This is a genomic window from Bradyrhizobium cosmicum (genome assembly GCF_032290525.1).
Taxonomy (GTDB): domain Bacteria; phylum Pseudomonadota; class Alphaproteobacteria; order Rhizobiales; family Xanthobacteraceae; genus Bradyrhizobium; species Bradyrhizobium cosmicum_A.
Window position 1 is genome coordinate 176,711 of sequence record NZ_JASXTA010000015.1, and the last position, 22,911, is coordinate 199,621.

General features: G+C 64.9%; 21 protein-coding genes. 10 read left to right on the forward strand and 11 right to left on the reverse strand.

Going from position 1 to position 22,911, the window contains the following annotated elements; genetic code table 11:
* Positions 1–112: 112 nt before the first annotated feature.
* Both QSV46_RS25825 and QSV46_RS25830 read left to right on the forward strand, forming a co-directional pair.
* A complete protein-coding gene (locus QSV46_RS25825) occupies positions 113–1,075 on the forward strand; it encodes an acetyl-CoA carboxylase carboxyltransferase subunit alpha (RefSeq protein WP_314958129.1) in 963 nt (320 codons plus the stop codon).
* A gap of 526 nt (positions 1,076–1,601) precedes the next feature.
* Positions 1,602–3,116, forward strand: coding sequence for a murein L,D-transpeptidase family protein (locus tag QSV46_RS25830; protein ID WP_314958130.1), 1,515 nt, complete (start codon positions 1,602–1,604; stop codon positions 3,114–3,116).
* Positions 3,117–3,356: 240 nt separating this feature from the next.
* Here the strand turns inward: QSV46_RS25830 and QSV46_RS25835 are convergent, their stop codons facing one another.
* The 7 genes from QSV46_RS25835 to QSV46_RS25865 all read right to left on the reverse strand — a co-directional run bounded on the left by QSV46_RS25835 (position 3,357) and on the right by QSV46_RS25865 (position 10,895).
* Complete coding sequence (locus tag QSV46_RS25835; RefSeq protein ID WP_314958131.1) at positions 3,357–4,052, reverse strand: ABC transporter ATP-binding protein; 696 nt, start codon at positions 4,050–4,052, stop codon at positions 3,357–3,359.
* Complete coding sequence (locus QSV46_RS25840) at positions 4,045–4,776, reverse strand: ABC transporter ATP-binding protein (RefSeq protein WP_314958132.1); 732 nt, start codon at positions 4,774–4,776, stop codon at positions 4,045–4,047. The genes QSV46_RS25835 and QSV46_RS25840 overlap by 8 nt, the downstream gene beginning before the upstream one ends.
* Positions 4,766–5,872 (reverse strand): branched-chain amino acid ABC transporter permease, encoded by a 1,107-nt coding sequence (locus tag QSV46_RS25845; RefSeq protein WP_314958134.1) that lies wholly within the window; start codon positions 5,870–5,872, stop codon positions 4,766–4,768. The genes QSV46_RS25840 and QSV46_RS25845 overlap by 11 nt, the downstream gene beginning before the upstream one ends.
* A 6-nt stretch (positions 5,873–5,878) precedes the next feature.
* Entirely contained in the window at positions 5,879–7,096 is a 1,218-nt protein-coding gene (locus QSV46_RS25850) for a substrate-binding protein (protein ID WP_314958136.1), read from the reverse strand.
* A 4-nt stretch (positions 7,097–7,100) separates the two neighbouring features.
* The gene (locus QSV46_RS25855; RefSeq protein WP_314958138.1) at positions 7,101–7,958 is read right to left on the reverse strand and encodes a branched-chain amino acid ABC transporter permease; all 858 of its coding nucleotides are present in this window, start codon (positions 7,956–7,958) and stop codon (positions 7,101–7,103) included.
* Between the two features lie 72 nt (positions 7,959–8,030).
* Entirely contained in the window at positions 8,031–9,545 is a 1,515-nt protein-coding gene (locus QSV46_RS25860) for an amidase (RefSeq protein ID WP_314958139.1), read from the reverse strand.
* Between the two features lie 165 nt (positions 9,546–9,710).
* Entirely contained in the window at positions 9,711–10,895 is a 1,185-nt protein-coding gene (locus QSV46_RS25865; protein ID WP_314958141.1) for a substrate-binding domain-containing protein, read from the reverse strand.
* Positions 10,896–11,074: 179 nt separating this feature from the next.
* Here QSV46_RS25865 and QSV46_RS25870 point away from each other — a divergent pair, with 179 nt between their 5' ends.
* Complete coding sequence (locus QSV46_RS25870) at positions 11,075–11,509, forward strand: MarR family winged helix-turn-helix transcriptional regulator (protein WP_314958142.1); 435 nt, start codon at positions 11,075–11,077, stop codon at positions 11,507–11,509.
* 217 nt (positions 11,510–11,726) lie between these two features.
* Here the strand turns inward: QSV46_RS25870 and secA are convergent, their stop codons facing one another.
* Positions 11,727–14,567: a preprotein translocase subunit SecA gene (gene secA, locus QSV46_RS25875; RefSeq protein WP_314958144.1), complete on the reverse strand. Its 2,841-nt coding sequence runs from the start codon at positions 14,565–14,567 to the stop codon at positions 11,727–11,729.
* A gap of 354 nt (positions 14,568–14,921) precedes the next feature.
* Between secA and QSV46_RS25880 the strand changes: the two genes are divergently transcribed.
* From QSV46_RS25880 to QSV46_RS25890, 3 genes are all read left to right on the forward strand, one after another.
* On the forward strand, positions 14,922–15,830 hold the full coding sequence (locus QSV46_RS25880; RefSeq protein WP_314958146.1) for a peptidylprolyl isomerase: 909 nt from the start codon (positions 14,922–14,924) through the stop codon (positions 15,828–15,830).
* Between the two features lie 130 nt (positions 15,831–15,960).
* Positions 15,961–17,202, forward strand: coding sequence for a bifunctional glutamate N-acetyltransferase/amino-acid acetyltransferase ArgJ (argJ, locus tag QSV46_RS25885; protein ID WP_314958148.1), 1,242 nt, complete (start codon positions 15,961–15,963; stop codon positions 17,200–17,202).
* Positions 17,203–17,205: 3 nt separating this feature from the next.
* On the forward strand, positions 17,206–17,616 hold the full coding sequence (locus tag QSV46_RS25890; RefSeq protein WP_014439228.1) for a (deoxy)nucleoside triphosphate pyrophosphohydrolase: 411 nt from the start codon (positions 17,206–17,208) through the stop codon (positions 17,614–17,616).
* A gap of 126 nt (positions 17,617–17,742) precedes the next feature.
* Here QSV46_RS25890 and QSV46_RS25895 read toward each other — a convergent pair whose 3' ends face one another.
* Positions 17,743–18,591 (reverse strand): methyltransferase domain-containing protein, encoded by an 849-nt coding sequence (locus QSV46_RS25895; protein ID WP_314958151.1) that lies wholly within the window; start codon positions 18,589–18,591, stop codon positions 17,743–17,745.
* Between the two features lie 64 nt (positions 18,592–18,655).
* Between QSV46_RS25895 and QSV46_RS25900 the strand changes: the two genes are divergently transcribed.
* From QSV46_RS25900 to QSV46_RS25915, 4 genes are read left to right on the forward strand one after another with little or no spacing between them, the layout of a single operon-like run.
* Positions 18,656–19,453 (forward strand): ComF family protein, encoded by a 798-nt coding sequence (locus tag QSV46_RS25900; protein WP_314958210.1) that lies wholly within the window; start codon positions 18,656–18,658, stop codon positions 19,451–19,453.
* 47 nt (positions 19,454–19,500) lie between these two features.
* Positions 19,501–19,776: a glutaredoxin 3 gene (gene grxC, locus QSV46_RS25905; RefSeq protein WP_314958152.1), complete on the forward strand. Its 276-nt coding sequence runs from the start codon at positions 19,501–19,503 to the stop codon at positions 19,774–19,776.
* The gene (locus QSV46_RS25910) at positions 19,773–20,651 is read left to right on the forward strand and encodes a carbon-nitrogen hydrolase family protein (protein ID WP_314958154.1); all 879 of its coding nucleotides are present in this window, start codon (positions 19,773–19,775) and stop codon (positions 20,649–20,651) included. Before grxC ends, QSV46_RS25910 begins: the two co-directional genes overlap by 4 nt.
* On the forward strand, positions 20,648–21,130 hold the full coding sequence (locus QSV46_RS25915; RefSeq protein WP_314958155.1) for a DUF1178 family protein: 483 nt from the start codon (positions 20,648–20,650) through the stop codon (positions 21,128–21,130). Before QSV46_RS25910 ends, QSV46_RS25915 begins: the two co-directional genes overlap by 4 nt.
* Here the strand turns inward: QSV46_RS25915 and QSV46_RS25920 are convergent.
* Both QSV46_RS25920 and ubiG read right to left on the reverse strand, forming a co-directional pair.
* A complete protein-coding gene (locus QSV46_RS25920) occupies positions 21,127–22,026 on the reverse strand; it encodes an EamA family transporter (protein ID WP_314958156.1) in 900 nt (299 codons plus the stop codon). The genes QSV46_RS25915 and QSV46_RS25920 overlap by 4 nt on opposite strands.
* A gap of 106 nt (positions 22,027–22,132) precedes the next feature.
* The gene (gene ubiG / locus QSV46_RS25925; RefSeq protein ID WP_314958158.1) at positions 22,133–22,906 is read right to left on the reverse strand and encodes a bifunctional 2-polyprenyl-6-hydroxyphenol methylase/3-demethylubiquinol 3-O-methyltransferase UbiG; all 774 of its coding nucleotides are present in this window, start codon (positions 22,904–22,906) and stop codon (positions 22,133–22,135) included.
* Positions 22,907–22,911 lie beyond the last annotated feature (5 nt).

A 22,911-nucleotide genomic window follows, 5' to 3' on the forward strand; every position in this document is an offset into this window, starting at 1 on the left:
ATTTGGCGGGCTCACTATGAGTGCACAAGCCAACTCATTGACAAATCTACACTTCTTTCCGCAGGTCCAAATCCGCTTCGCCGCCTCGCCCCGTTCTCCCTATATTGAGTTGATGCCAGACCAGATGCGCAGCTATCTCGATTTCGAAAAGCCCGTCGCCGAGCTCGATTCCAAGCTCGACGAATTGCGCACGCTTGCGGCCTCCGGCAGTGACATCGCCGAAGAGATCGGACGGATCGAGGACAAGGCGGCGCAGGCCCTGGCCGACCTCTACCTGAACCTGACGCCATGGCAGAAGACTCTGGTGGCGCGGCATCCGCAGCGACCGCATTTCAACGACTTCATCAAGGGCCTGATCACCGAATTCACCCCGCTCGCCGGCGACCGCAAGTTCGGCGAGGACGAGGCACTGGTCGCCGGCTTCGGCCGCTTCCGCGGTGAGCCGATCTGCGTGATGGGCCAGGAGAAGGGCGATTCCACCGAGAGCCGCATCAAGCACAATTTCGGCATGGCGCGGCCCGAGGGCTACCGCAAATGCGTGCGGCTGATGGAGATGGCCGAGCGGTTCGGCTTGCCGGTGCTGTCGCTCGCCGATTCCGCCGGCGCCTATCCCGGCATCGGCGCCGAGGAGCGTGGCCAGGCCGAGGCGATCGCGCGCTCGACCGACGCCTGCCTGGCGCTGACCGTGCCGAACGTCGCCATCATCACCGGCGAGGGCATGTCGGGCGGCGCCATCGCCATCACCACCGCCAACAAGGTCTTGATGATGGAGCACGCGATCTACAGCGTGATCTCGCCCGAGGCCGCCTCCTCCATCCTCTGGCGCGACGGCAGCAAGGCGCAGGAAGCCGCCAACAACATGAAGATCACCGCCCAGGACATGCTGCGCTTCGGGGTGATCGACAGCATCCTGAAAGAGCCGGTCGGCGGCGCCCATCGCGATCCCGCCGCCATGATCGCCACCACGGGCGATGCCATCGCCAAGGCCTTCGACGAACTCAGGGGCCTCGACGGCGACGCCATCCGCAAGCAACGGCGGCAGAAATTCCTCGATATCGGCCGGAAACTGGCCTGATTCGCCTGGTTTTCTTGTCCCGGACGCGTTGCAGCGTGAAACGCTGCTGCGCAGAGCCGGGACCCAGCACGCTCCGCGGGTCGCCTCAAGCATGGGCCCCGGCTCGGCAGCGCACCGCTGAAGGAGCGCTGCGCTGCGTCCGGGGCACGAGAGACCGCCCCCGGTAACCTCGCGTTAACCCTTTTTTTGCCCAAATCAGCGATCTCTGTTCCGGTTGGGCCGGAAAGTCTAAGTAAGGCCCAAAGTCGCGTCCATTTAGTGTTCGTTGACCATGCCACTGGGCCAACGGGCTCGTGATCCCCGCTCGGGTTGCGACCACATGACCCAGAGGTTAGAATTTTAATCAATGGCTTCAGGGCATAAGCGCTGGAGCGTGGTTGCGAAAAACCCGTCGTGACGGGCCCGGGGTCTCCGGTCGGATCATGCTTCAAAACAATTGGGGTTCGCGCTCTCTGCCCGGCACGGTGTGGGGTTCGTCTTGATCACTAGCTCGCTTGCTCGCGCGCTCTTGGCTTCGGTTGCGCTGATGACGGCCAGTGTTCTGCTGGCCGGCTGCGATACCGACCAGGTTTCGCTCGCGACCAACGCCAAGGCCAACCAGCCGGTGCCGCCGAAGCTTCTCGCCGCGATGGTCGAGAAGGACATGGACCTGCAATCGCCGATCCTGGTCCGCCTGTTCAAGCAGGAGGCCGAGCTCGAGGTCTGGAAGCAGACCCGAGGCGGCAAGTTCGCGCTGCTCAAGACCTATCCGATCTGCCGTTGGTCGGGCGATCTCGGACCGAAGGTGCGCGAAGGCGACCGCCAGGCGCCGGAAGGATTCTACTCGATCAATCCGGGCCAGATGAATCCGCAGTCCGCGTACTATCTCTCGTTCAACACCGGCTACCCGAACGCGTTCGACAAGGCTTTGGGTCGCACCGGCTCGCAGCTCATGGTGCATGGCGATTGCTCCTCGCGCGGCTGCTACGCGATGACGGACGAGCAGATCGCGGAGATCTACTCGCTCGGGCGCGAGTCCTTCTTCGGCGGCCAGAAGGCGTTCCAGCTGCAGGCCTATCCGTTCAAGATGACGCCGGTGAACATGGCCAAGCACCGGAACAATCCGAACATGCCGTTCTGGAAGATGATCAAGGAAGGCTATGATCATTTCGAGGTGACGCGGCAGGAGCCGAAGGTCGATTTCTGCGAGAAGAAATACGTCTTCGACGCGGCCAAGCCGCCCGATGCGAAGCGCGATCCGGTGTTCGACGCCTCGGCAAAGTGTCCGGCCTATGTGATCCCTGACGAGATCGCCAGCGCCGTGCGCGAGAAGGACCAGCGCGACCAGGCCGAATACAACAAGCTGGTTTCGCGCGGCACGCCGGTGGCGCGCATGAACACCGGCATCGACGGTGGCATGAACAAGATCTTTGCCGCCAAGATTCCGGAGGGATCGACCGGCCTGTCGGAAGGCGCCGAAGGCACCACCTTGCAGATGCTGGCGATGGCGAAGGCGCCGGGCACCATCCCCGGCCACGTCAATCCGCCCAAGCCGAACCTCGATGTGGCAGCAGTCGCGCCGCAGGAAGAGCCGGTCGTCGCCGTCAGCGCGGCTGCGACCAACACGCGCGTCGCTGCGGCCGCGCCGGCCGAGAAATCCAGCGGCGGCTTCTTCTCCAACCTCGGTCGCAAGATGGGCATGGGCACCGCCGACACCACGGCGACCACGCCACCGCCGCAGGCCACAGCGTCTGTCGCTCCGGCTGCCACGACCACGACGCCGCCGACCGCAGCGTCGCGGCTGAAGGCCGCGGTGACCCGCTTCGTGCCCGGCCGCGATACGGCCAAGGAAGCAGCAAAGGACGCGCCAAAGCCGGCAGTCGCCGCGGCCAAGCCCGCGGAGCCGCCGAAGCAGCAGCAGCCCGACACCCGCCTCGCCGCGACGCGCCCGGCGCTGAAACCGTCGGTGTCCGATGGTGCGGGTGAGGCGACCCAGTTCATGGGAGCCGCGCCGGTGGTGCAGTCGAACTCGTTCGAGAGCCGGTTTGGGGCGGTGAAGTAAAGAGACCGTTCGTATTTCGGTCTCGATCGTTTCCTCTATCGACCATCCTTCCCCGTCACCCTGAGGTGGCCGCTTCTTCAGCGGCCCTCGAAGGGCGACGGCCCGGCTGGCAGCTCGGCCGTTCATCCTTCGAGGCTCGCTACGCGCTGCATTTGCACCGCGCGGCTCGCACCTCAGAATGACGGAACTGACACAGGCGCGCGGTGTGAGAGATGGTCTCGAATTCGCAGCACGCCGTAACTACGGCGCCAGATACCGCAGCAGTTCCGGGTTACCCCGCACATCCCCCGCCTGCCCCTGCAGCGCGACTCTTCCGCGATCCAGCACATACGCGTAGTCCGCGACGCGCAGCGCCAGGTCGAGGTGCTGCTCGACGATGATGACGGCGATGTTCTTGGCGAGCTCGATCAGGCGTTCGGTGATCTCCTCGATCACGCCGATCCAGACGCCTTCGGTCGGCTCGTCCAGCAGCAATAGCTTGGGATCGCCGAGCATGGCGCGGCCGATCGCGAGCATCTTGCGTTCGCCGCCGGAGAGGGTGCCGGCGGGCTGATCGAGGCGCTGGCCGAGCTTCGGGAAGATGGCCAGGACGTGGTCGACGGCATCGGCCTTCCGGCTCGCGAGCGAGCCGACCGCGAGATTGTCGCGCACCGACAGGCGCGCGAACACCGAATGCTCCTGCGGCACATAGCCGATGCCGGCGCGGACGCGCTCCTGGGTGGCGCGGCGGCTGATGTCGCGGCCGTCGAAGGCGACCTCGCCCTTCCACGCCGGCAGCTCGCCGACGATCGTCTTCATCAGCGTGGTCTTGCCCGCGCCGTTGCGCCCGAGCACGGCGACGCCGCCGCGCCAGGGGATGCCGAGGGTGACGTCGAACAGGACCTGGCTGCGGCCATAGCCCGCGTCGAGATGCTTGATGTCCAAAAATTCAGGCACGGCGCAGATAAATCTCCTGGACGGCTTTGTTGGCCTGGATTTCCGATACCGTGCCGGACGCCAGCACCTTGCCCTGGTCGAGCACGGTGAGGCGATCGCAGATGTCGCGGATGAAATCGAGATCGTGCTCGACAATGACGAGCGAGCAATGCCGCTTGATCGGCTGCAGCAATTCGCCGGTGACGCGGCGCTCCTCCAGGCTCATGCCGCCGGTCGGCTCGTCGAGCAACAGAAGTCTGGGTTTGCCCGCGAGCGCCATCGCGATCTCCAGCCATTGCTGTTGGCCATGCGACAGCGCCGCGGCGGCATCGAAGGCACGATCGGCAAGGCGAAACTGGGCGAGCATGGTCATGACCTGGTCGTGCAGGAGCCTGCGGGTGCGCGACAACACCAGATCGAACAGCGAGGACTGCGCCTGCAGCGCGAGCAGGATGTTGTCGTACAGCGTCAACGTCGGCAGCACGCTGGTGATCTGGAATTTCAGGCTCATGCCGGCCCGGGCACGCTCGGTCGGCGTGAACGCCGTGATATCGGTGTTGATGAAGCTCACCTTGCCTTGCGTCGGCACCTCCGCGCCGGCAATGCACTTCATCAGCGTGCTCTTGCCGGAGCCGTTCGGGCCTATCAGACCGTGAAACTCGTTCTCGCCGACGGTGAGCGCGGCGCCGTCGAGCGCCGTGAGCTTGCCGAAGACCTTCTTGATGCCAGCGGCTTCAAGGAGCATTGCGCTTCTCCTCTTTGCTCTCCTTGGCCTTGGCACCGAAGCTGCCGACGCGCTCGCGCTCGCCAAGGACAAAACTGATCAGGCCGAGTGGCCGGAACAGGATCACGAGCAGCAGCAGCAAGCCCAGAATGATCGGCCAGATGTCGCGGTAATTGTCCGAGAGCCAGAAGCTGACGCCCTCGACGATGACGGCACCGATGACGGCGCCGATCAGCGTGCCGGAGCCGCCGAACAAGACGTAAAGCACGACCTGGGTCGAGACAACGACGCCGACCATGTTGGGCCAGACGAAACCTTCGTGAAAGGCATAAAGGCTGCCGGCAAGGCCCGCGACCGCCCCGCCGATCGCGAAGATGATCGCTTTCAGATGCTGCGCCTTGTAGCCGAAGAAGGCGATGCGCTGCTCGTTCTCGCGCAAGCCCGCGAGCGCAAGGCCAAACTGTGAGCGGACCAGGAAGCGGCACAGCAGATAGACCACGACGAGGATGCCGAGCACGAGGTAGTAGAAGGAAGGCCCTTCAGTGAACTCGTAAGAGCCAAGCGACATCGGCGCGATCGAGGGGATGCCGTTCTGGCCGCCGAGATAGTACCAGCCGCGCGCCAGGCGATCGGCGGCGTAGGAGCCGGTGAGCGTGCCCAGCGACACGAAGACCACGCTGGAGGGATGCCGGCCCAGCAGCAGGAAGCCGCCGAGCAGCAGCGCGAAGGTCAGGCCGATCAGTGTCCCCGCCGGCAGCACCAGAAAGATATTGGTGATGTCGAGGTCGCGCGCGAGCAGCGCGACGCCATAGCCGGCCGAGCCGAAGAACAGGGCCTGGCCAAAGCTCATGATGCCGGCATAGCCCCAGACCAGATCGAACGACAGCGCGAACAGCGCGAGGATGATCACGCGGGTCGCGAACACCGTGAGATAGTCCTGCAGCACCAGCGGCGCGAGCAGCGCTGCGACGAGCACGACGCCCTCCACGATCGGCAGGATCTTTCGTCCTGCCGTGGCCGTGGCCTGTCCCGTGGTACTATTGGCCATCGCAACGTCCGCCTCCCCGCCGATTTCGGCGGGGACGGCCTGCTTCACTGCGCCCATCGACTTCGGCATTCGAATTTAGCATTCCTTGGGGTCGACGAGCCCGTTGCTGCGCCCGACGATCTCGTAGTTCCCGCCCTTGGCGACCGCGGTGTACATCTTCATCTTGCAATGACGCTTGCCCGGCACCATCTCGGCAGGTCCACCCGGGCCCTCCGCGATCTTGGCGTGATCGAGCGCGGCGGCGACCGACTCGCGATCGATCTTGCCGGCTTCCTTGACGGCGGCTTCCCAGAGCTTGAGGCCACGATAGGTGCCGGTCGCGGCGCTGCCGGCGGCAAACAGGAAGTTGCCCGGAAAATCTTTCTCGTAGGCCGCCTGGATCTTGGCGTCGAACGGGTTCTCCTTGGTCAACACCTTGAAATAGTCGAGACAGCTGGCGAGGCCTTCGATCTCGCTCGCCTGATTTATGTTGAGCGTGTTCTCATCGTAGTAGACGCAGGCCAGACGCCCGCCGTTCTTGAGGAAGCCGGCTTCATAGAGCTGCTTGAAGAACGGGCCGACGCCGGGCGGAATGACGGTGTTGAAGACGACGTCGACCTTGTTGGAGATGATGCGGTTGACCGTCGAGGAGAAGTCGACCTGGTCGAGCGGATAATACTCCTCGAACACGACCTCGCCGCCGTTCTGCTCGATCACCTTGCGGGCGTAGACGTTGAGCGTGTGCGGCCAGACATAGTTGGCGCTCGGCAGCGCGAATTTCTTGCCGCCGTTCTTGATCAGCCAGGGAATGAATTCGTCGCATTGCTGCGCCGGCGTCGGCCCGGTGCAGAACAGGTAGGGCGTGCACTCCTTGCCTTCATAGAGCTGCGGATAGATGTAGAGCGTCTTGCCGCGCGCCACGATCGGGTCCTTGATCGCGTTGCGCATCGACGAGGTGATGCCGCCCAGCACCATGTCGACCTTGTCGCGCTGGATCAGCTTGCGCACGTTGCCGACGGCGACGGATTCGTTGGATGCGGTGTCCTCGATGTAGAGCTCGAGCGGGCGGCCGAGCAAGCCGCCGGCGGTGTTGATCTCCTTGATCACCATCTTGGCGACGTTGGCGTCGGCATTGCCGGCATAGGCGATCGGACCGGTGAGGTCGGTGGCGATGCCGACCTTGATCGGACCCTCCGCTGCATTGGCCCAGGGGGCCGGGATCACCCAGCTGCCGATGCCGGTCGCGACCGCGCCGGACGCAAAGGCGAAATTGGAGAGGAAGCGGCGACGCGTAAGCTGAGCACGATCCAACATGTGACTAAACCCCTTTTCCAGCGATGAGGCCCTGTGGCCGGAACTTGATGAAGACGATGGCGAGAACGAAAACGAGAACATCGGCGACGACGGGCGCCATCACCCATGGCAGCGCGGCGCTGAGCGTGCCGATGACGCCGGCGCCCGCGACCGGTCCGATGAACGAGCCGACGCCGCCGACCATCACCGCGACAAAGCCCTGGATCAGGAAGCGCAGGCCGAGATCGGCATAGAGGCTGAACACGGGCACGATCAGCGCGCCGGCGAGCCCGGCGAGCGCGGAGCCGAACGCGAAGGTGGCACCGTACATCAACGGCGTGGAAATGCCCGAAGCCCGCGCCAGCGACGGATTTTCCAGCGTGGCGCGCATGCGCAGGCCAAAGCTCGTGCGTGACAGCAGGAGATAGCAGCCCGCCATCACCAGCAGCGTGATGACGATGATGGTGAAGCGCCAGGCCGAGATGTGCATGGCGCCGATGTCGATGGAGCCGCCGATCGGCTCCGGCACGGTGAGATAGAAGCCTCCGATCAGGCCGCGAACGGATTCGCGGATGATGAGACCGAGCGCATAGGTGCCGAGCATGGCGACGATCGGCGCGGCGTAGAAGCGGCGGATGATCAGCGCCTCCAGCACGAAGCCGAGCGCGCCGACCACGAAGGGCGCAGCGACCATGCCGGCCCAGATCGGCATGCCCTTGGCGTAGGCGAGATAGGTGATGTAGGCTCCGAGCAGGACGAACTCGCCCTGCGCGAAGTTGAAGATGCCCATCATGCTGGCGATGATCCCGAGCCCCAGCACGATCAGGACGATGATCGCGCCGAAGCTCAGGATCTCGAACGCCGCGACGAACGCGTTAGCCATGCGCCAGAGCCTCTCCCGTTCCGATGGCTCGAAAACGCTCTGGCGTTCCGTCCGTCTGCATCAAAGCCTCGCTCACATCGTCTTCCAGTCGCCGATCTGCTCGAAAGCATGGGCGGCGCGGTAGATGGTGGATTCCTCGAACATGCGGCCGACCAGCATCAGGCCGACGGGCAGGCCGTCGACCATGCCGCAGGGCAGCGACATCGCGGGATGGTGGGTGATGTCGAACGGCGCGGTGTTCGAGATCATCTCCAGCGCGCGGGCGACGTAGTCCTCGCGGCTCGCAGTCGGCTCCGGCAGCTTGGTCGCCTTCATCGGCGTGGTCGGCAGCAGCAGCAGGTCGTAGTCCTTGAAGGCCTTGTCGTAGGCCGCTGTGAGGCGGCGCGAGACGTTGAGCGCCTTGCCGTAGTACCGCGGACCAAAATTGTTGTTGATGTAGGTGCCGAGCAGCAGGAACAGCTTTGTGGTCTCGGACAGCGAGTCCGCCTGCCGGCGCCAGCCGCGATGGAAGTCCATCAGCGAGGTCGAATAGAGATCGCCGCGGGACAGGCCATAACCATCGCCATACATCATGGTCTGGGTCATGCCCTCGGTGCCGATCGGCGTCCAGATCGCGGGTCCCATGAGATGCATCGGGATCGAGACCGTCTCGACGGTGGCGCCGAGATCCTTGAAGCGTTTTGCGGCCTCGCGCACGCTTTCGTTGACAGCAGCCTCGGCGTTCGCCTGCTCAAAACCTTCCTTGAGGATGCCGATCTTCATGCCCTTGACGCCCTGGCCGAGCGCCTTGGTGTAATCCTCGACCTGGGGCGACTTGATGCGCGGATCGTAGCCGTCGTCACCGGCGAGCACTTCGAGCAGCAGCGCGTTGTCGGCCACCGTCGCCGTCATCGGGCCGGTATGATCGACGAAGATCTCGATCGGCATGATGCCGGTATAGGGCACGAGGCCCCAGGTCGGCTTCATGCCGTAGGTGCCGCAGAACGAGGACGGCATGCGGATCGAACCGCCCTGGTCGCCGCCGATCGCCATATCGACCTCGCCGAGCGCGACGACGACGCCTGAGCCCGAGGACGAGCCGCCGGCCGAATAGCCCATCTTGTGCGGATTATGCACCGCCCCGACCGCACCGGTGTGGCTGCCGCCGGACATGCAGAAGGATTCGCAATGGACCTTGCCGGCGATCTCGGCGCCGGCATCGAGCATGCGGGTGACGATGGTGGCGTCGAAATCGGGGACGTAGCCCTCGAGCGTCGCCGAGCCGTTCATCATGGGCACGCCGGCCAGCATGATGTTGTCTTTCAGCGCGACCGTCTTGCCCTTGAGCTTGCCGCTGGCAGCGCCCTTCACCGTCGACTTGCGGTACCAGGCGTTGCGGGGGTTTTCTTCCGGAGACGGCCGATAGCCCGGCGTGCGCGGATATTTGACCTCCGGGACCTCGTCCGGCATCGCGCCGACGAGATTGTAGGCCTCGATCGAGCCCTGCATCAGGCCGCGGAACGAGGCGACATCGTCGTCGGTGAGTGCGAGACCGCACTGGTCGGCGACGCTGCGCAATTGGGCAGGCGTTGGAAGGACAACTGTCACGGCGCTCTCCTTGAGGCTTCTTGATCCCTGGCGTTGGACGGAAGCCGCTTGGCCCGCGCCTGCACAGCGCGGGCCAAGCGGCTTCACGTCGATATTACAGACGGAAATATTTTCCTTTTCAAGTATTATTTCACAAATCGACTGCGGCGGATCAGCAGCCGGATGTCAGAGCGTCTTGACGAGCCTGAAGTCGAGACCGTCCGCTTCGGCGAGATACATCGGCATCTCGGCGCGGCCGTCGCGGATGGTGACGGGACCGCGGCCCGCCGAATAGACGGTGTTGCGCGCGGCCTTCAGCAGCGGACGAAAGGCCAGCGAGCCGGCGCGATTGGCGACGGACTCCAGGAAGCGCAGCCCCTCATAGTTCGACTGGCCGACGGAGCCGACCGGCGGCGCATGCGGGCCAAACATGGAATAATAGGCGCCAAGAAACTCGTCATTGGCGCGCGAGACCATACCGTTGAAATAGCCGGAGGCGCAGAACAGGTTCTCGGTGTTGTCGGCGCCGATGCCGAGCAGCACGGTCTCGTCCATCGCGCCCGCCAGCCGCAGCGTGGAGGGGCCAAGGCCGGCTTCCGCGAAGGCGCGGTTGAAGGTGATGCTGTCGGTGCCGATCAGCGAGATCAGCACGACGTCAGGCTTGGCGGCGCGGATGCGGGCCAGATGCGGCTCGTGATTGTCCTCACCGACGGGGACGAATTCCTCGCCGACGACCTGACCGCCGGCCTCCTTGATGTAGCGCTTGACCGAACGATGCGACTGCCACGGCCAAACATAGTCGCTGCCGATCAGGTACCAGCGCGCCGCCTTCTTCACATCCGCCAGCCAGTGAATGGCGGGGCGGCTCTGCCAGCGCGGCGTCTCGCCGATCGCCATCACACCCGGGGTGCGCTCGCCGCCCTCATAGACCGGCGTGTAGATGTAGGGGATGCGGTTGCCGGTGACCTTGCGCAGCGCGACGCGGACCGCGCTGATATGCGAGCCCATGATGAGGTCGATCTCGTCGAAGGCGATCGCCTGCTCGGCGCGGCGCACCACCTCGTCGATCGGGCCGCCGGAATCATAGATCGACAGCTCCAGCTCGCGCCCCAGAATGCCGCCGCGCTTGTTGATCTCGGCGACCGCCAGCATCGCGCTGTTGGTGGAGGTCGGGCCCCAGATTCCGGGCGAGCCGGTGAAGGTGAGGAAATTGCCGATGCGCAGCTTGTTGCGCGCACCGCGGCGCCTCATGAAATGCGCGTCAACCGGGGACAGATCGAAGTCGTCCGCCGACGACGACAGATTCCTGAACAGCAGGGACGGCGGCAACGCCGGACCGCCGTGAGCCGGGAAGTTTACCGTCGCGCGCACGCCAACTCCTGTCTGGCACCAGACCTGAAAGCACATTGAGCAGGCGGCCGCGGCTTCCGCCCTTTTGTTAGGCAATGATCCTATTTTGAAAATATTGAATATTCAACAATTGAAGTGCATATAGATGCAGCATTGATTGCAAGACATTCACTCAATTGGGTCAAGACGAAGTCTTAGCCGTGGCAAAACCGAACGCTCCAATCACCGAACATCTCGCTTATCTGCTCGCGCAGGCCAACCGGGAGATCAACCGGCAGCTGGAACTCCGCCTGAGCAAGGAAGGCGTTCCCGTCGAGCAGTGGCGCACCCTGAAGGTGCTGTCGGACGGCTACGGCCATTCGATGGGCGAGCTTGCCGACGCCGTGCTGCTCAACCATCCGACGCTGACCAAGATGATCGACCGCATGGTCTCCGACACGCTGGTCTATCGCGTGCAGGACCCGAACGACCGCCGCAAGGTTTTGATGTTCATCTCCGACCGCGGCAAGGTGCTGTGCAAGAAGCTCAACTCGCTCGCGGTGGATCAGGAGGAGCACATCCTGGAAAGCTACGGCGACAAATCGACGAGCGAGCTGAAGCGGCTGCTGGAGAGCTTGATCGATAGCTCGAATTGAGTGGTGGTTCAGCGCGCTCTCTCAATACGTCATCCCGGACAATCGAAGCGCGGTGCGTGCCACATACTCGCTGTCATCGCCCGATTTAATCGGGCGATCCAGTATTCCAGAGACTGATGTGATTGAACCGAGAAGCCGCGGCGAACTGGGTTGCCCGGCTAAACCGGGCGACGACTGCGGAGAGTGAGGCGCCGGCGTCGCGCCTCACATTCAGACCTTAAGCATACCGCCCGTGGCAGTGCTTGTACTTCTTGCCCGAGCCGCAGGGGCAGTCCTCGTTGCGGCCGATCTTGCCCCAGGATGCCGGGTTCTTGGGATCGCGCAGCGCCGCCTCGGTGGCCTGCGCTCCTAGCGTGACGCTGGCGAGCGCCATCTCGTCCTCGCCGGTGTTCGGGTCGAACTTGTGCGCTTCCATCGGCGGCAGCACCGGGGCTTCCTGCTCCGGCGGGACGATCTCGACCCGCATCAGCTGCGCCGTGACGGCCTCGCGCAGATGAGCGCTCATCTCCTGGAAGAGATTGAAGGCCTCGGTCTTGTACTCCTGCAGCGGATCGCGCTGGCCGTAACCGCGCAGGCCGATGACCTGGCGCAGATGGTCGAGCATGATCAGGTGCTCGCGCCAGAGATGGTCGAGCGTCTGCAAGAGGATGGTCTTCTCGACGTAACGCATCACATCGGGACCCCATTGCGCGACCTTGGCCGCCATGTGCTCGTCGGCGCGGGTCTCGATGCGGGTCAGCAGCTCCTCGTCGGCGATGCCCTCTTCCTTGGCCCAGTCCTCGACCGGCAGGTCGAGATCGAGCACGCGCTTAAGCTCTTCCTTCAGGCCGGCGACGTCCCACTGCTCGGCATAGGCGTGCTCGGGCACGTGCTTGGCGACGAGGTCGTCGATGAAGGCGTGGCGCATGTCGGAGACGGTCTCGGCGACGCTCTCGTCCTTCATCAGATCGATGCGCTGGTCGAAGATCACCTTGCGCTGGTCGTTCTGGACGTTGTCGAACTTCAAGAGGTTCTTGCGGATGTCGAAGTTGCGTGCCTCGACCTTCTGCTGCGCCTTCTCGAGCGCCTTGTTGATCCAGGGATGGATGATCGCCTCGCCTTCCTTCAGGCCGAGACGCTGCAGCATGCTGTCGAGACGATCCGAGCCGAAGATACGCATCAGATCGTCTTCCAGCGACAGGAAGAACTTCGAGCGGCCGGGGTCACCCTGACGGCCGGAACGGCCGCGGAGCTGGTTGTCGATGCGGCGGGATTCGTGGCGCTCGGAACCCATGATGTAGAGGCCGCCGGGCTTCTTCACGGTCTTGGCTGGCTTGGAACCCTTGGCCGGCTCGATCTCGATCTCTTCCTCGGCCTTCAGCACGATCTCGCGGAAATGCTCGATGTCGGCCTTGATCTGCTCGATCTTCTTCGCCTTCTCGGCCTCGTCCTCGATGCCGGCAGTCTCCTGCTGGATGCGCATCTCGAGCGAGCCGCCGAGTTTGATGTCGGTGCCGCGTCCCGCCATGTTGGTCGCGATCGTGATCGCGCCGGGCACGCCGGCCTCGGCGACGATGTAGGCTTCCTGCTCGTGGAAGCGCGCGTTCAGCACCGCGAACAGCTTGGCCGGCTTGTTGGCGCGCGCCGCCGCATACAGCTTCTGCATCGAGTTCTCGTTGCCGAAATCGATCTGCCGGTAGCCGTGCTTCTTGAGGTATTCGGCGATCACTTCCGATTTTTCGATCGAGGCGGTGCCGACCAGCACCGGCTGCAGCCGCGCATTGGCGCGCTCGATCTCGGCCAGGATCGCGGCGTATTTCTCGTTCTGGGTGCGATAGACCTCGTCGTCCTCGTCCAGACGGGCGACCGGCAGATTGGTCGGTATTTCGACGACCTCGAGCTTGTAGATGTCGAACAGTTCGTCGGCTTCCGTCAGCGCCGTACCGGTCATGCCGGCGAGCTTTTCGTACATCCGGAAATAGTTCTGGAAGGTGATCGAGGCCAGCGTCTGGTTTTCCGGCTGGACCTGGACGTGCTCCTTGGCTTCCAGCGCCTGGTGCAGACCTTCGGAATAGCGCCGGCCCGCCATCATGCGGCCGGTGAACTCGTCGATGATCACGACCTCGTCGTCGCGGACGATGTAGTCCTTGTCACGCGTGAACAGGGTGTGGGCGCGCAGCGCCTGGTTGATGTGGTGCACGACGGAGACGTTCTCGACGTCGTAGAGCGACTCGCCCTTGAGCTGGCCGGCATCGCGCAGCAGGGTCTCGATCTTCTCCATGCCAGCTTCGGTCAGCGTCACCGTGCGCTGCTTCTCGTCGACGTCGTAGTCGCTCTTGTCGAGCCTGGGCAGGAACGAGTCGATGGTGTTGTAGAAGTCCGAGCGGTCGTCGAGCGGGCCGGAGATGATCAGCGGCGTGCGCGCTTCGTCGATCAGGATCGAGTCGACCTCGTCGACGATGGCATAGAAGTGCGGCCGCTGGACCATGTCCTCGAGCCGGTACTTCATGTTGTCGCGCAGATAGTCGAAGCCGTATTCGTTGTTGGTGCCGTAGGTGATGTCGCAGGCATAGGCCGCCTTGCGCTCGGCATCGTCGAGGCCGTGGACGATCACGCCGGTGGTGAGGCCGAGGAAGCCGTAGATCTGGCCCATCCAGGCGGAGTCGCGGCGGGCGAGGTAATCGTTGACGGTGACGACGTGGACGCCCTTGCCGGCGAGCGCGTTGAGGTAGACCGCGAGCGTTGCGACCAGCGTCTTGCCTTCGCCGGTCTTCATCTCGGCGATGTCGCCCTCGTGCAGCACCATGCCGCCGATCAGCTGGACGTCGAAATGGCGCTGGCCGAGCGTGCGCTTGGCGGCCTCGCGCACGGTGGCGAAGGCCGGGACTAGCAGGTCGTCGAGCGTCTTGCCTTCGGCGAGCTGCTTCCTGAACTCGGCGGTGCGGGCCTTGAGCGCCTCGTCGGAGAGTTTCGAGACCTCTGCCTCCAGCGCGTTGATCGCGTTGACGCGGGACTGATATCCCTTCACCCGCCGGTCGTTGGCGGAGCCGAAAAACTTGCGGGCGAGCGCGCCGATCATGCCTAGTTCCTGTGTTCGCGATTCAACCGCGGTGCAGCCAAGAAGTTGTCACCCGCCTGCCTATTCAACTCACCGTGACGCCTGACGGCGTCAGAGCCCGGACTGCGGGGGTCATCCGCCATATGGGTGGGAATTGGACAAGTCTGGGTTCAACGGCCAAAAACGCAGCAAAATAAACGCCATCGCCATGGTCGCGACCGGGCAGAGATATGGCCCGGTCAGGGCCTTGTCAACGGCGGCCGCATTGCGGCTAATTCATCATTTTGACAGACTTTTCGCGTTGCCAAGCCCCCCTGAATTGGGCGAGTGTCCGCCCGCTTCGAGCAGCCCCCTGCTTCAACAAAAGGATTTTCCATGACCACCTCGTTCCCGGTAACCAAAACCGGCCTGCGCTTCGGCCTCGCCACCGCCCTCGTGGGCTGCCTTGCGCTGGCGCTGATCGCGGGTCCCGGCCGGGCTGCCGACGATCCGGTGCTGGCGAAGGTCAATGGCGTGGAAATCAAGAAGAGCGACGTCGCCATGGCCGAGGAGGAACTCGGGCCGAGCCTCGCCCAGATGGACCCGGCGACCAAGGACGAGAACGTCCTGTCCTTCCTGATCGACATGAAGATCGTCGGCAAGGCCGCCGAGGACAAGAAGATCGCCGACGGCGAGGAATTCAAGAAGCGCCTGGCGTTCGCCCGCAACCGCCTGCTGATGGACAGCCTGCTCGCCAGCGAGGGCAAGGCCGCCACCACCCCCGATGCCATGAAGAAGGTCTATGAGGAGGCCTCCAAGCAGATCACCGGCGAGCAGGAAGTGCACGCCCGCCACATCCTGGTGGAGACCGAGGACGAGGCCAAGGCGGTGAAGGCCGAACTCGACAAGGGCGCCGATTTCGCCGAGCTCGCCAAGAAGAAGTCCAAGGATCCGGGCTCCGCCGACGGCGGCGATCTCGGCTTCTTCACCAAGGAACAGATGGTGCCGGAATTCTCGACGGTGGCCTTCGCGCTCGAGCCGGGCAAGATTTCCGACCCCGTGAAGTCGCAGTTCGGCTGGCACATCATCAAGGTCGAGGAAAAGCGCAGCCGCAAGGCGCCGGACTTCGAGCAGGTCAAGGCCCAGATCGAGCAGTACGTCACCCGCAAGGCCCAGGCCGACTACGTCGCCAAGCTGCGCACGGAGGCCAAGGTCGAGCGGCTGGACCAGCCGGCAGCGGATGCCAAGCCGGCGGACGCGGCCAAGCCGTCCGACAGCAAGATGGCGCCGCCGGCGAAGAAGTAAGAATTCGCTGTCACTTCGCTGACGCCAAGAGTATCTAAGCCTTTGTGATGCCCGGCCCTAAGCGCGAAGCGCGTCTTCGCATAAAGGGGCCGGGCATCTGCATGTCCAGACCTCACCAAGGCGCCCCGCGATGTCTTCCTCCATCTCCCCGCTCGCCCCGAAACACGTTCCCGATATGCCCACCATTTTAGGCATCCGTCTTGCGACGGCCGAGGCCGGCATCCGCTACAAGAACCGCACCGACGTGCTGCTGGCGGTGATGGACAAGGGCACCGCGGTCGCCGGCGTCTTCACAAAATCGAAGTGCCCGTCCGCGCCGGTCGAATGGTGCCGTGCAAAATTGAAGGGCGGCAAGGCGCGTGCGCTGGTGGTCAATTCCGGCAACGCCAACGCCTTCACCGGCAAGACCGGCCGCGCCTCCACCGCACTGACCGCGAAGATCGCGGCCAAGGCCGTCGGATGCAGCGAAAGCGAGATCTTCCTGGCCTCGACCGGCGTGATCGGCGAGCCGCTGGACGCGACCAAGTTCGACGGCGTGCTGGGACGGCTGGCCGAGACCGCCGAGCCCGGCGATTATCTCACCGCCGCCAAGGCGATCATGACCACCGACACCTTCCCGAAGGTCGCGACGGCAACCGTCAGGCTGGGCAAGGCCAAGGTCACCATCAACGGCATGGCCAAGGGCGCCGGCATGATCGCGCCCGACATGGCGACGATGCTGTCCTTCATCTTCACCGACGCGCCGATCGCGCCGGCGGCACTCCAGGCCCTGCTCAAGGCCGGCGTCGAGGACACCTTTAACGCGGTGACGATTGACGGCGATACCTCGACCTCGGACACGCTGCTGGCCTTCGCGACGGGCGCTGCCGCCGAACACGGCGCGCCGAAGGTCAGCCGGGCCAGCGATCCGCGCCTGAAGGCCTTCGTCAAGGCGTTCAACCAGGTGCTCGTCAATCTCTCCGAGCAGGTCGCCCGCGACGGCGAAGGCGCGCGCAAGCTGGTCGAGATCACGGTCGAGGGCGCCAAGACCAAGGCCTCGGCACGCAAGATCGCGATGTCGATCGCCAACTCGCCGCTGGTCAAGACCGCGATCGCCGGCGAGGACGCCAATTGGGGTCGCGTGGTGATGGCGGTCGGCAAGGCCGGCGAGCCGGCCGACCGCGACAAACTGTCGATCTCCTTCAACGGCATCCGCGTCGCCAAGAGCGGCGCGCGCGATCCGTCCTATGACGAGGCCCAGGTGTCGGAAGCGATGAAGGCGCCCGAGATCGCGATCAAGGTCTCGCTCGGTCTCGGCAAGGGCCGCGACCGCGTGCTGACCTGCGACCTCACCAAGGAGTACGTGGCGATCAACGGGGATTACAGGTCGTAGGTCATGGCCGACCTCAAGCTAACCCTTGTTGTGGCCTGCGCGCTGGTCGACGCCGACAAGCGCGTCCTGATCGCGCAGCGTCCGGAGGGCAAGACGTTGGCCGGCCTGTGGGAATTTCCCGGGGGCAAGTGTGAGCCCGGCGAGCGGCCGGAGCAGAGCCTGATCCGCGAGTTGCATGAAGAGCTCGGCATCACCGTCGCCGAGCCGTGCCTGGCCCCGCTGACCTTTGCGAGCTACGGCTACGAGACCTTCCACCTCCTGATGCCGCTCTACATCTGCCGCCGCTGGGAGGGTCAGGTCACGCCGCGCGAAGGCCAGACCCTGGCCTGGGTCCGCGCCAACAAGCTGCGCGATTATCCGATGCCGCCAGCGGATATTCCGCTGATCCCGCATTTGATTGATTTGCTGATGTGAGCTGCGCGTGCCCCGGACGCAGCGCAGCGCTCTTGCGGTGCGCTGCAGAGCCGGGGCCCAGAAGCCACAGAGCTGGGTCCCGGCTCAGCGCAGCAGCGTAACGCTGCAGCGCGTCCGGGACACACGTCACTCTTTCCCCGCCTTCTTCACCGCCTCCGCGAGACTCGCTTTCGCCGACCCCGGCTTGAGCGGCTGCTGCTGGCTTGCGTGCGGGGCCCAGCCGGACAGCCAGATGATATCGAACGTCGCACGAATGCGGCCATCGGCGTCGGCAAAGCGCTCGGCGTAGATTTCAGCCATGCGCAGCAGCGTCGCGCGCCGGCTCGGCGTGCGGCGCCGCTCGATCAGCACATTGGCCGCGCCCATGCGGCGGAGATCCTGCATCAGCGCGAATGCATTGGAATAGCGCACCACGACGCGGTCGACGTCGGTGACCGGCAGCGCAAAGCCCGCCCGCTGCAACAGCGCGCCGATGTCGCGCAAATCGGCAAACGGCGCCACGCGCGGCGACACGCCGCCCTCGCATTCGGCTTCCGCCGCGGCAAAGGCCTGGCGCAGCTCGGTCAGGCTATCACCACCGATCATGGCGGCGAGCAACAGCCCGTCCGGCCTCAGCGCACGGCGGATTTGCGCGAACACGCCGGGCAGGTCGTTGACGAATTGCAGCGCCAGCGCCGAGACGACGAGATCGAGGCTTTCCGGCGCAAAGGGCAGTTTCTCCGCACCTGCCGCATCGAGCGCGACCCGCGCGATGGAAGGAAGCCGCGTGCGCAGCTCCGCGAGACCTTCACCGGGGGTCCAGAGATCAGCCGGCGCGTGAAACTCCCGCGTCACGGCCGCCAGCCGGTCGGACATGTCCTCGGCCACCCGATCGAGCAGAAAGGTGACCTCGCCCTGCGCCTGCGCGCGCCGCTGCCGCGCATGCAGCAGCGCACGATCAAACAGGGCGGGCGGAGTTTGCGGGGCCTGGGCCATGCCGCTGGTTACGCCGATCCCGGCGGTTCTGGCAATCCGGTGCGTGCGGCGCTACCCTTCCCCCATGGACGCCAACACCGCCTCCTCCCGCTCCATCGCCGCACCGCTGCGTGCCGCTTGGACGGCTGGCCGCCACGTCGTGTCGCGCGCGGCACGGCTCGCGCTCGACATCGCGCTGCCGACCTTGTGCGTGTCCTGCCGCGAGCCGGTCGATGGCGAGGGCGTGTGCGCTCCCTGCTGGGCGCGGCTGTCGTTCATCGAACGGCCCTATTGCCCGCGGCTTGGCATTCCCTTCGTCTATGACCCCGGCCCCGACATGCTGTCGATGGAAGCGATCGCGAGCCCGCCGGCCTACCAGCGGGCCCGCGCGGCGGTGCGCTATGACGACGTCGCGCGGACGCTGGTGCATGCGCTCAAATACCAGGACCGCACTGATCTCGCCCCGGCCATGGGGCGCTGGATGGCGCGGGCGGGCGGCGAGCTGCTCGCTGGCGCCGACATGCTGGTGCCGGTGCCCCTGCATTGGCGGCGGGCCTGGCGCCGTCGCTACAACCAGTCCGGCGCGCTGGCGCGAATCATCGAGCGGCAGAGCGGGGTCAAGGTGCGGGGCGAGGTGCTGCGCCGGGTGCGCGCCACCGAGCAGCAGATCGGCCTGTCGCGGGCGCAGCGCGCCACCAATGTGCAGGGCGCATTCCAGGTATCCCCCGACCGTCAGGCCGAGATCCAGGGCCGCCGCATTGTCCTGGTCGACGACGTCCTCACCTCGGGTGCGACGCTGGATGCCTGCGCCCGTGCCTTGCTGCGCGCCAAAGCTGCCCAGGTCGACGTGCTGGTCTTCGCCCGGGTTGTGGATACCAGGTGAAGTCCCATATAATTCAATGAATTCATGACATGAGAGCGCCAGACGACATGACCGCTGCTGTCGAGATCTACACCAGGCCGGGCTGCGGCTATTGTTCCGCGGCCAAATCGCTGCTGACCCGCAAGAAGGCGACCTACACGGAGTTCGACGTCGCCAAGAATCCGTCCTGGCGCGACGACATGTACGACCGCGCCGGCGAAGGCTCGACCTTCCCGCAGATCTGGATCGGCGGAACCCATATTGGAGGCTGCGACGACCTCTACGCGCTCGATCGCGAAGACAAGCTCGACGGCCTGCTCGGAAGCGTGAAGGCGGTGACATGAGCGACAACAGGACCTTCACCGCCGCCATGGTGCAGATGCGCACCGGCCTGCTCCCGGAGCCGAGCCTCGCGCAGGCCAGCAAGCTGATCCGGCAGGCTGCATCCAACGGCGCCGACTACGTGCAGACGCCCGAAGTCAGCAACATGATGCAGCTCAACCGCAAGGCGCTGTTCGAGCATCTGCAGAGCGAAGAGGACGACACCTCGCTCAAGGCGTACCGCGCGCTCGCGGCGGAACTGAAGATCCACATCCATGTCGGCTCGCTGGCACTGCGCTTCTCGGACGAGAAGGCGGTCAACCGCTCCTTCCTGATCGGGCCCGAGGGCAATGTGCTCGCGAGCTACGACAAGATCCACATGTTCGACATCGAGCTGCCGGACGGCGAGAGCTATCGCGAATCCGCCAATTACCAGCCGGGCGAAACCGCCGTGATCTCCGACCTGCCTTGGGGCCGGGTCGGGCTGACGATCTGCTATGACGTGCGCTTTCCCGCGCTCTACCGCGCGCTCGCAGAGAGCGGCGCATACTTCATTACCGTGCCGTCGGCCTTCACCCGCAAGACCGGCGAGGCGCATTGGCATATCCTGCTGCGCTCGCGCGCGATCGAGACCGGCTGCTTCATCTTCGCCGCGGCGCAGGCCGGCCTGCATGAGAACAAGCGCGAGACCTACGGCCATTCGCTGATCATCGATCCCTGGGGCGAGGTCCTCGCCGAGGGCGATGTCGAACCCGGCATCATCATGGCAAAAATCGACCCGGCCAGGGTCGAGACGGCGCGCCGGGCGATCCCCTCGCTCCAGCACGGCCGCCGCTTCGGCGTCGCCGACCCCAAGGCGGGGCCGGATCACCTGCACCTCGTGCGGGGATCGGCATGATCCGCTATGCGCTCCACTGCGACCGGAACCACGCATTCGAGAGCTGGTTTCAGAGTTCGTCGGCTTACGATTCGCAGGTGAAGCGCAAGCTGGTGACCTGTCCGGTCTGTGGCTCGGCCAAGGTCGACAAGGCGATCATGGCGCCCCGCATCGTCGGCAAGAAGGGACGCGGACGCGCCACGCCGCCGCCGGAGCCGGCCGCTACGCCAGCGCCCGAGGCGACGCCGTCCGGACCAACTTCACTCCTGATGGCGCAGGAGCGCGAGCTTCGCGCCAAGCTTAAGGAGCTCCGCGACCACATCGTGAAGAACGCCGACAATGTCGGTGAGCGCTTTGCCAACGAAGCCCGCGCGATGCATTACGGCGACAAGGAGCATCGGCCGATTTACGGCGAGGCCTCGCCCGATGAGGCGAAGTCGCTGATCGACGAAGGCATCGAGGTGTCGCCGCTGCCGACGCTGCCGGAAGACCGGAATTAGGCTCCCACCAGCACCGCCACGCCGACCACGATCAGCACGATGCCTGCCAACTCGCGCGGGGCGATCGGCTGCTTGAACGAGTAATACGCCACGGCCTGTGCGAACAGCACCTCGACCAAAGCGAGCGTGCGGACATTGGCGGCGGCCGTCAGCGCGAACGCCAGGAACCAGAACTGCGAGGCGAACGCGCCCATGAAGCCAGCGAGCATCGAGGGCCGCCACATCGCGAGAATGCCCTTCAGAACTTTCGGCGCGCGCCAGAGCAGATAGACCGTCAGGATCAGCGTCTGCACGAACAGGCCGAGCACCAGCGTGAACGAGGCGGCGGTCACGAAGGATACGCCCGGCACGTTGATGATGGCGCCGCGAAAGCCGACCGCGGACAGCGCGAACGCCGCCGCGGCGACGAGGCCGGTGATGGTCGGCTTCAGCTCGGCAAAGCTCTTCTCGCCGCCAGGCCGCAGCGCCGTGATGACGACGCCGATTGTCGCGATCACGATCGCCAGCACCTTCAGCCAGGTCAGATGATCGCCGAGGAAGACGAACCCGAAGATCGCCGTCTGGATCGCCTCGGTCTTCAGGTACGCCGTCGTCACCACGAAGGAGCGGTCGTTCATGGCGAGCAGCATCAGGCCGGTCGCGACGATCTGGCTGAGCGCCCCCAGCAGCAGCCACGGCCAGAACACGCTCGGCGGCATGCCGAGATGATCGCCCGTCGTGACCAGCACCACGCCCAGGAACAGCAGCGAGAACGGGAATCCGAACAGGAAGCGGATATTGGTGGCGCCCCAGGTCCCGAGCGGCTTCGTCAACGACCGCTGCATCGCATTGCGCGCGACCTGGCCGAGCGCGGCAATGATCGTGAAGGGAATCCAGAGGCTGGTGACGGTGAGCATGAGCCGGGGCGGTGGGAGGGGAACTGTGGCCAACCTGCCGCCAGCGGCGAGGCAGGTCAATCACGCCCACGTCATGGGAGCGATGCTCGCGCCCTATTCAGACCCCTCACACCATCCCTTCCGCCACCACCATGTAGTTGACGTCCATGTCTGACGAGAGCGTCCATTTGTCGGCGAACGGGCTGTAGACGACGCCGGTCTGCTCGGTGATGACGAGGCGGTTGTCGAGGAGATACTTCGTCAGCTCGTCGGGGGTGACGAACTTATTCCACTCGTGGGTACCGCGCGGCAGCCAGCGCAGCACGTATTCGGCGCCGACGATGGCGAGCGCAAAGCTTTTCCAGTTCCGGTTCAGCGTGGAGACCACCATCAACCCGTTCGGCTTCAGCATCGCCGCGCAGCGCTTCAGGAAAACGCCGACATCGATGACGTGCTCGACCACCTCCATCGCCAGCACGATGTCGAAACGCTCGCGCGGGTCGATCTCCTCGACCGTGGTGCAGCGGTAGTCGATCGCAAGATGGCTCTTGTCGGCATGCAGCTTTGCGGCGGCGATGTTGCTCACCGAGGGATCGACGCCGATGACCTGCGCCCCCAGCCGCGACAGCGGCTCGCAGAGCAGGCCGGCGCCGCAGCCGATGTCGAGCACGCGCAGGCCGCCGAGACAGTTGAGGCTGCGCACATTGCGCTCGAACTTGCGGCAGGCGGCGTCGCGGATGTAGCCGAGCCGCAGCGGATTGATCCGGTGCAGCGGCGCCATCTTGCCGTGGGGGTCCCACCATTCGGCTGAAAGCTTCGAGAATTTCGCGATCTCGGCGGCGTCGACGGTCGAACCCGGCCGGGCGGTTGCGGAGAGGGAAGTATTTTGCTGCATGCTCATGGTTA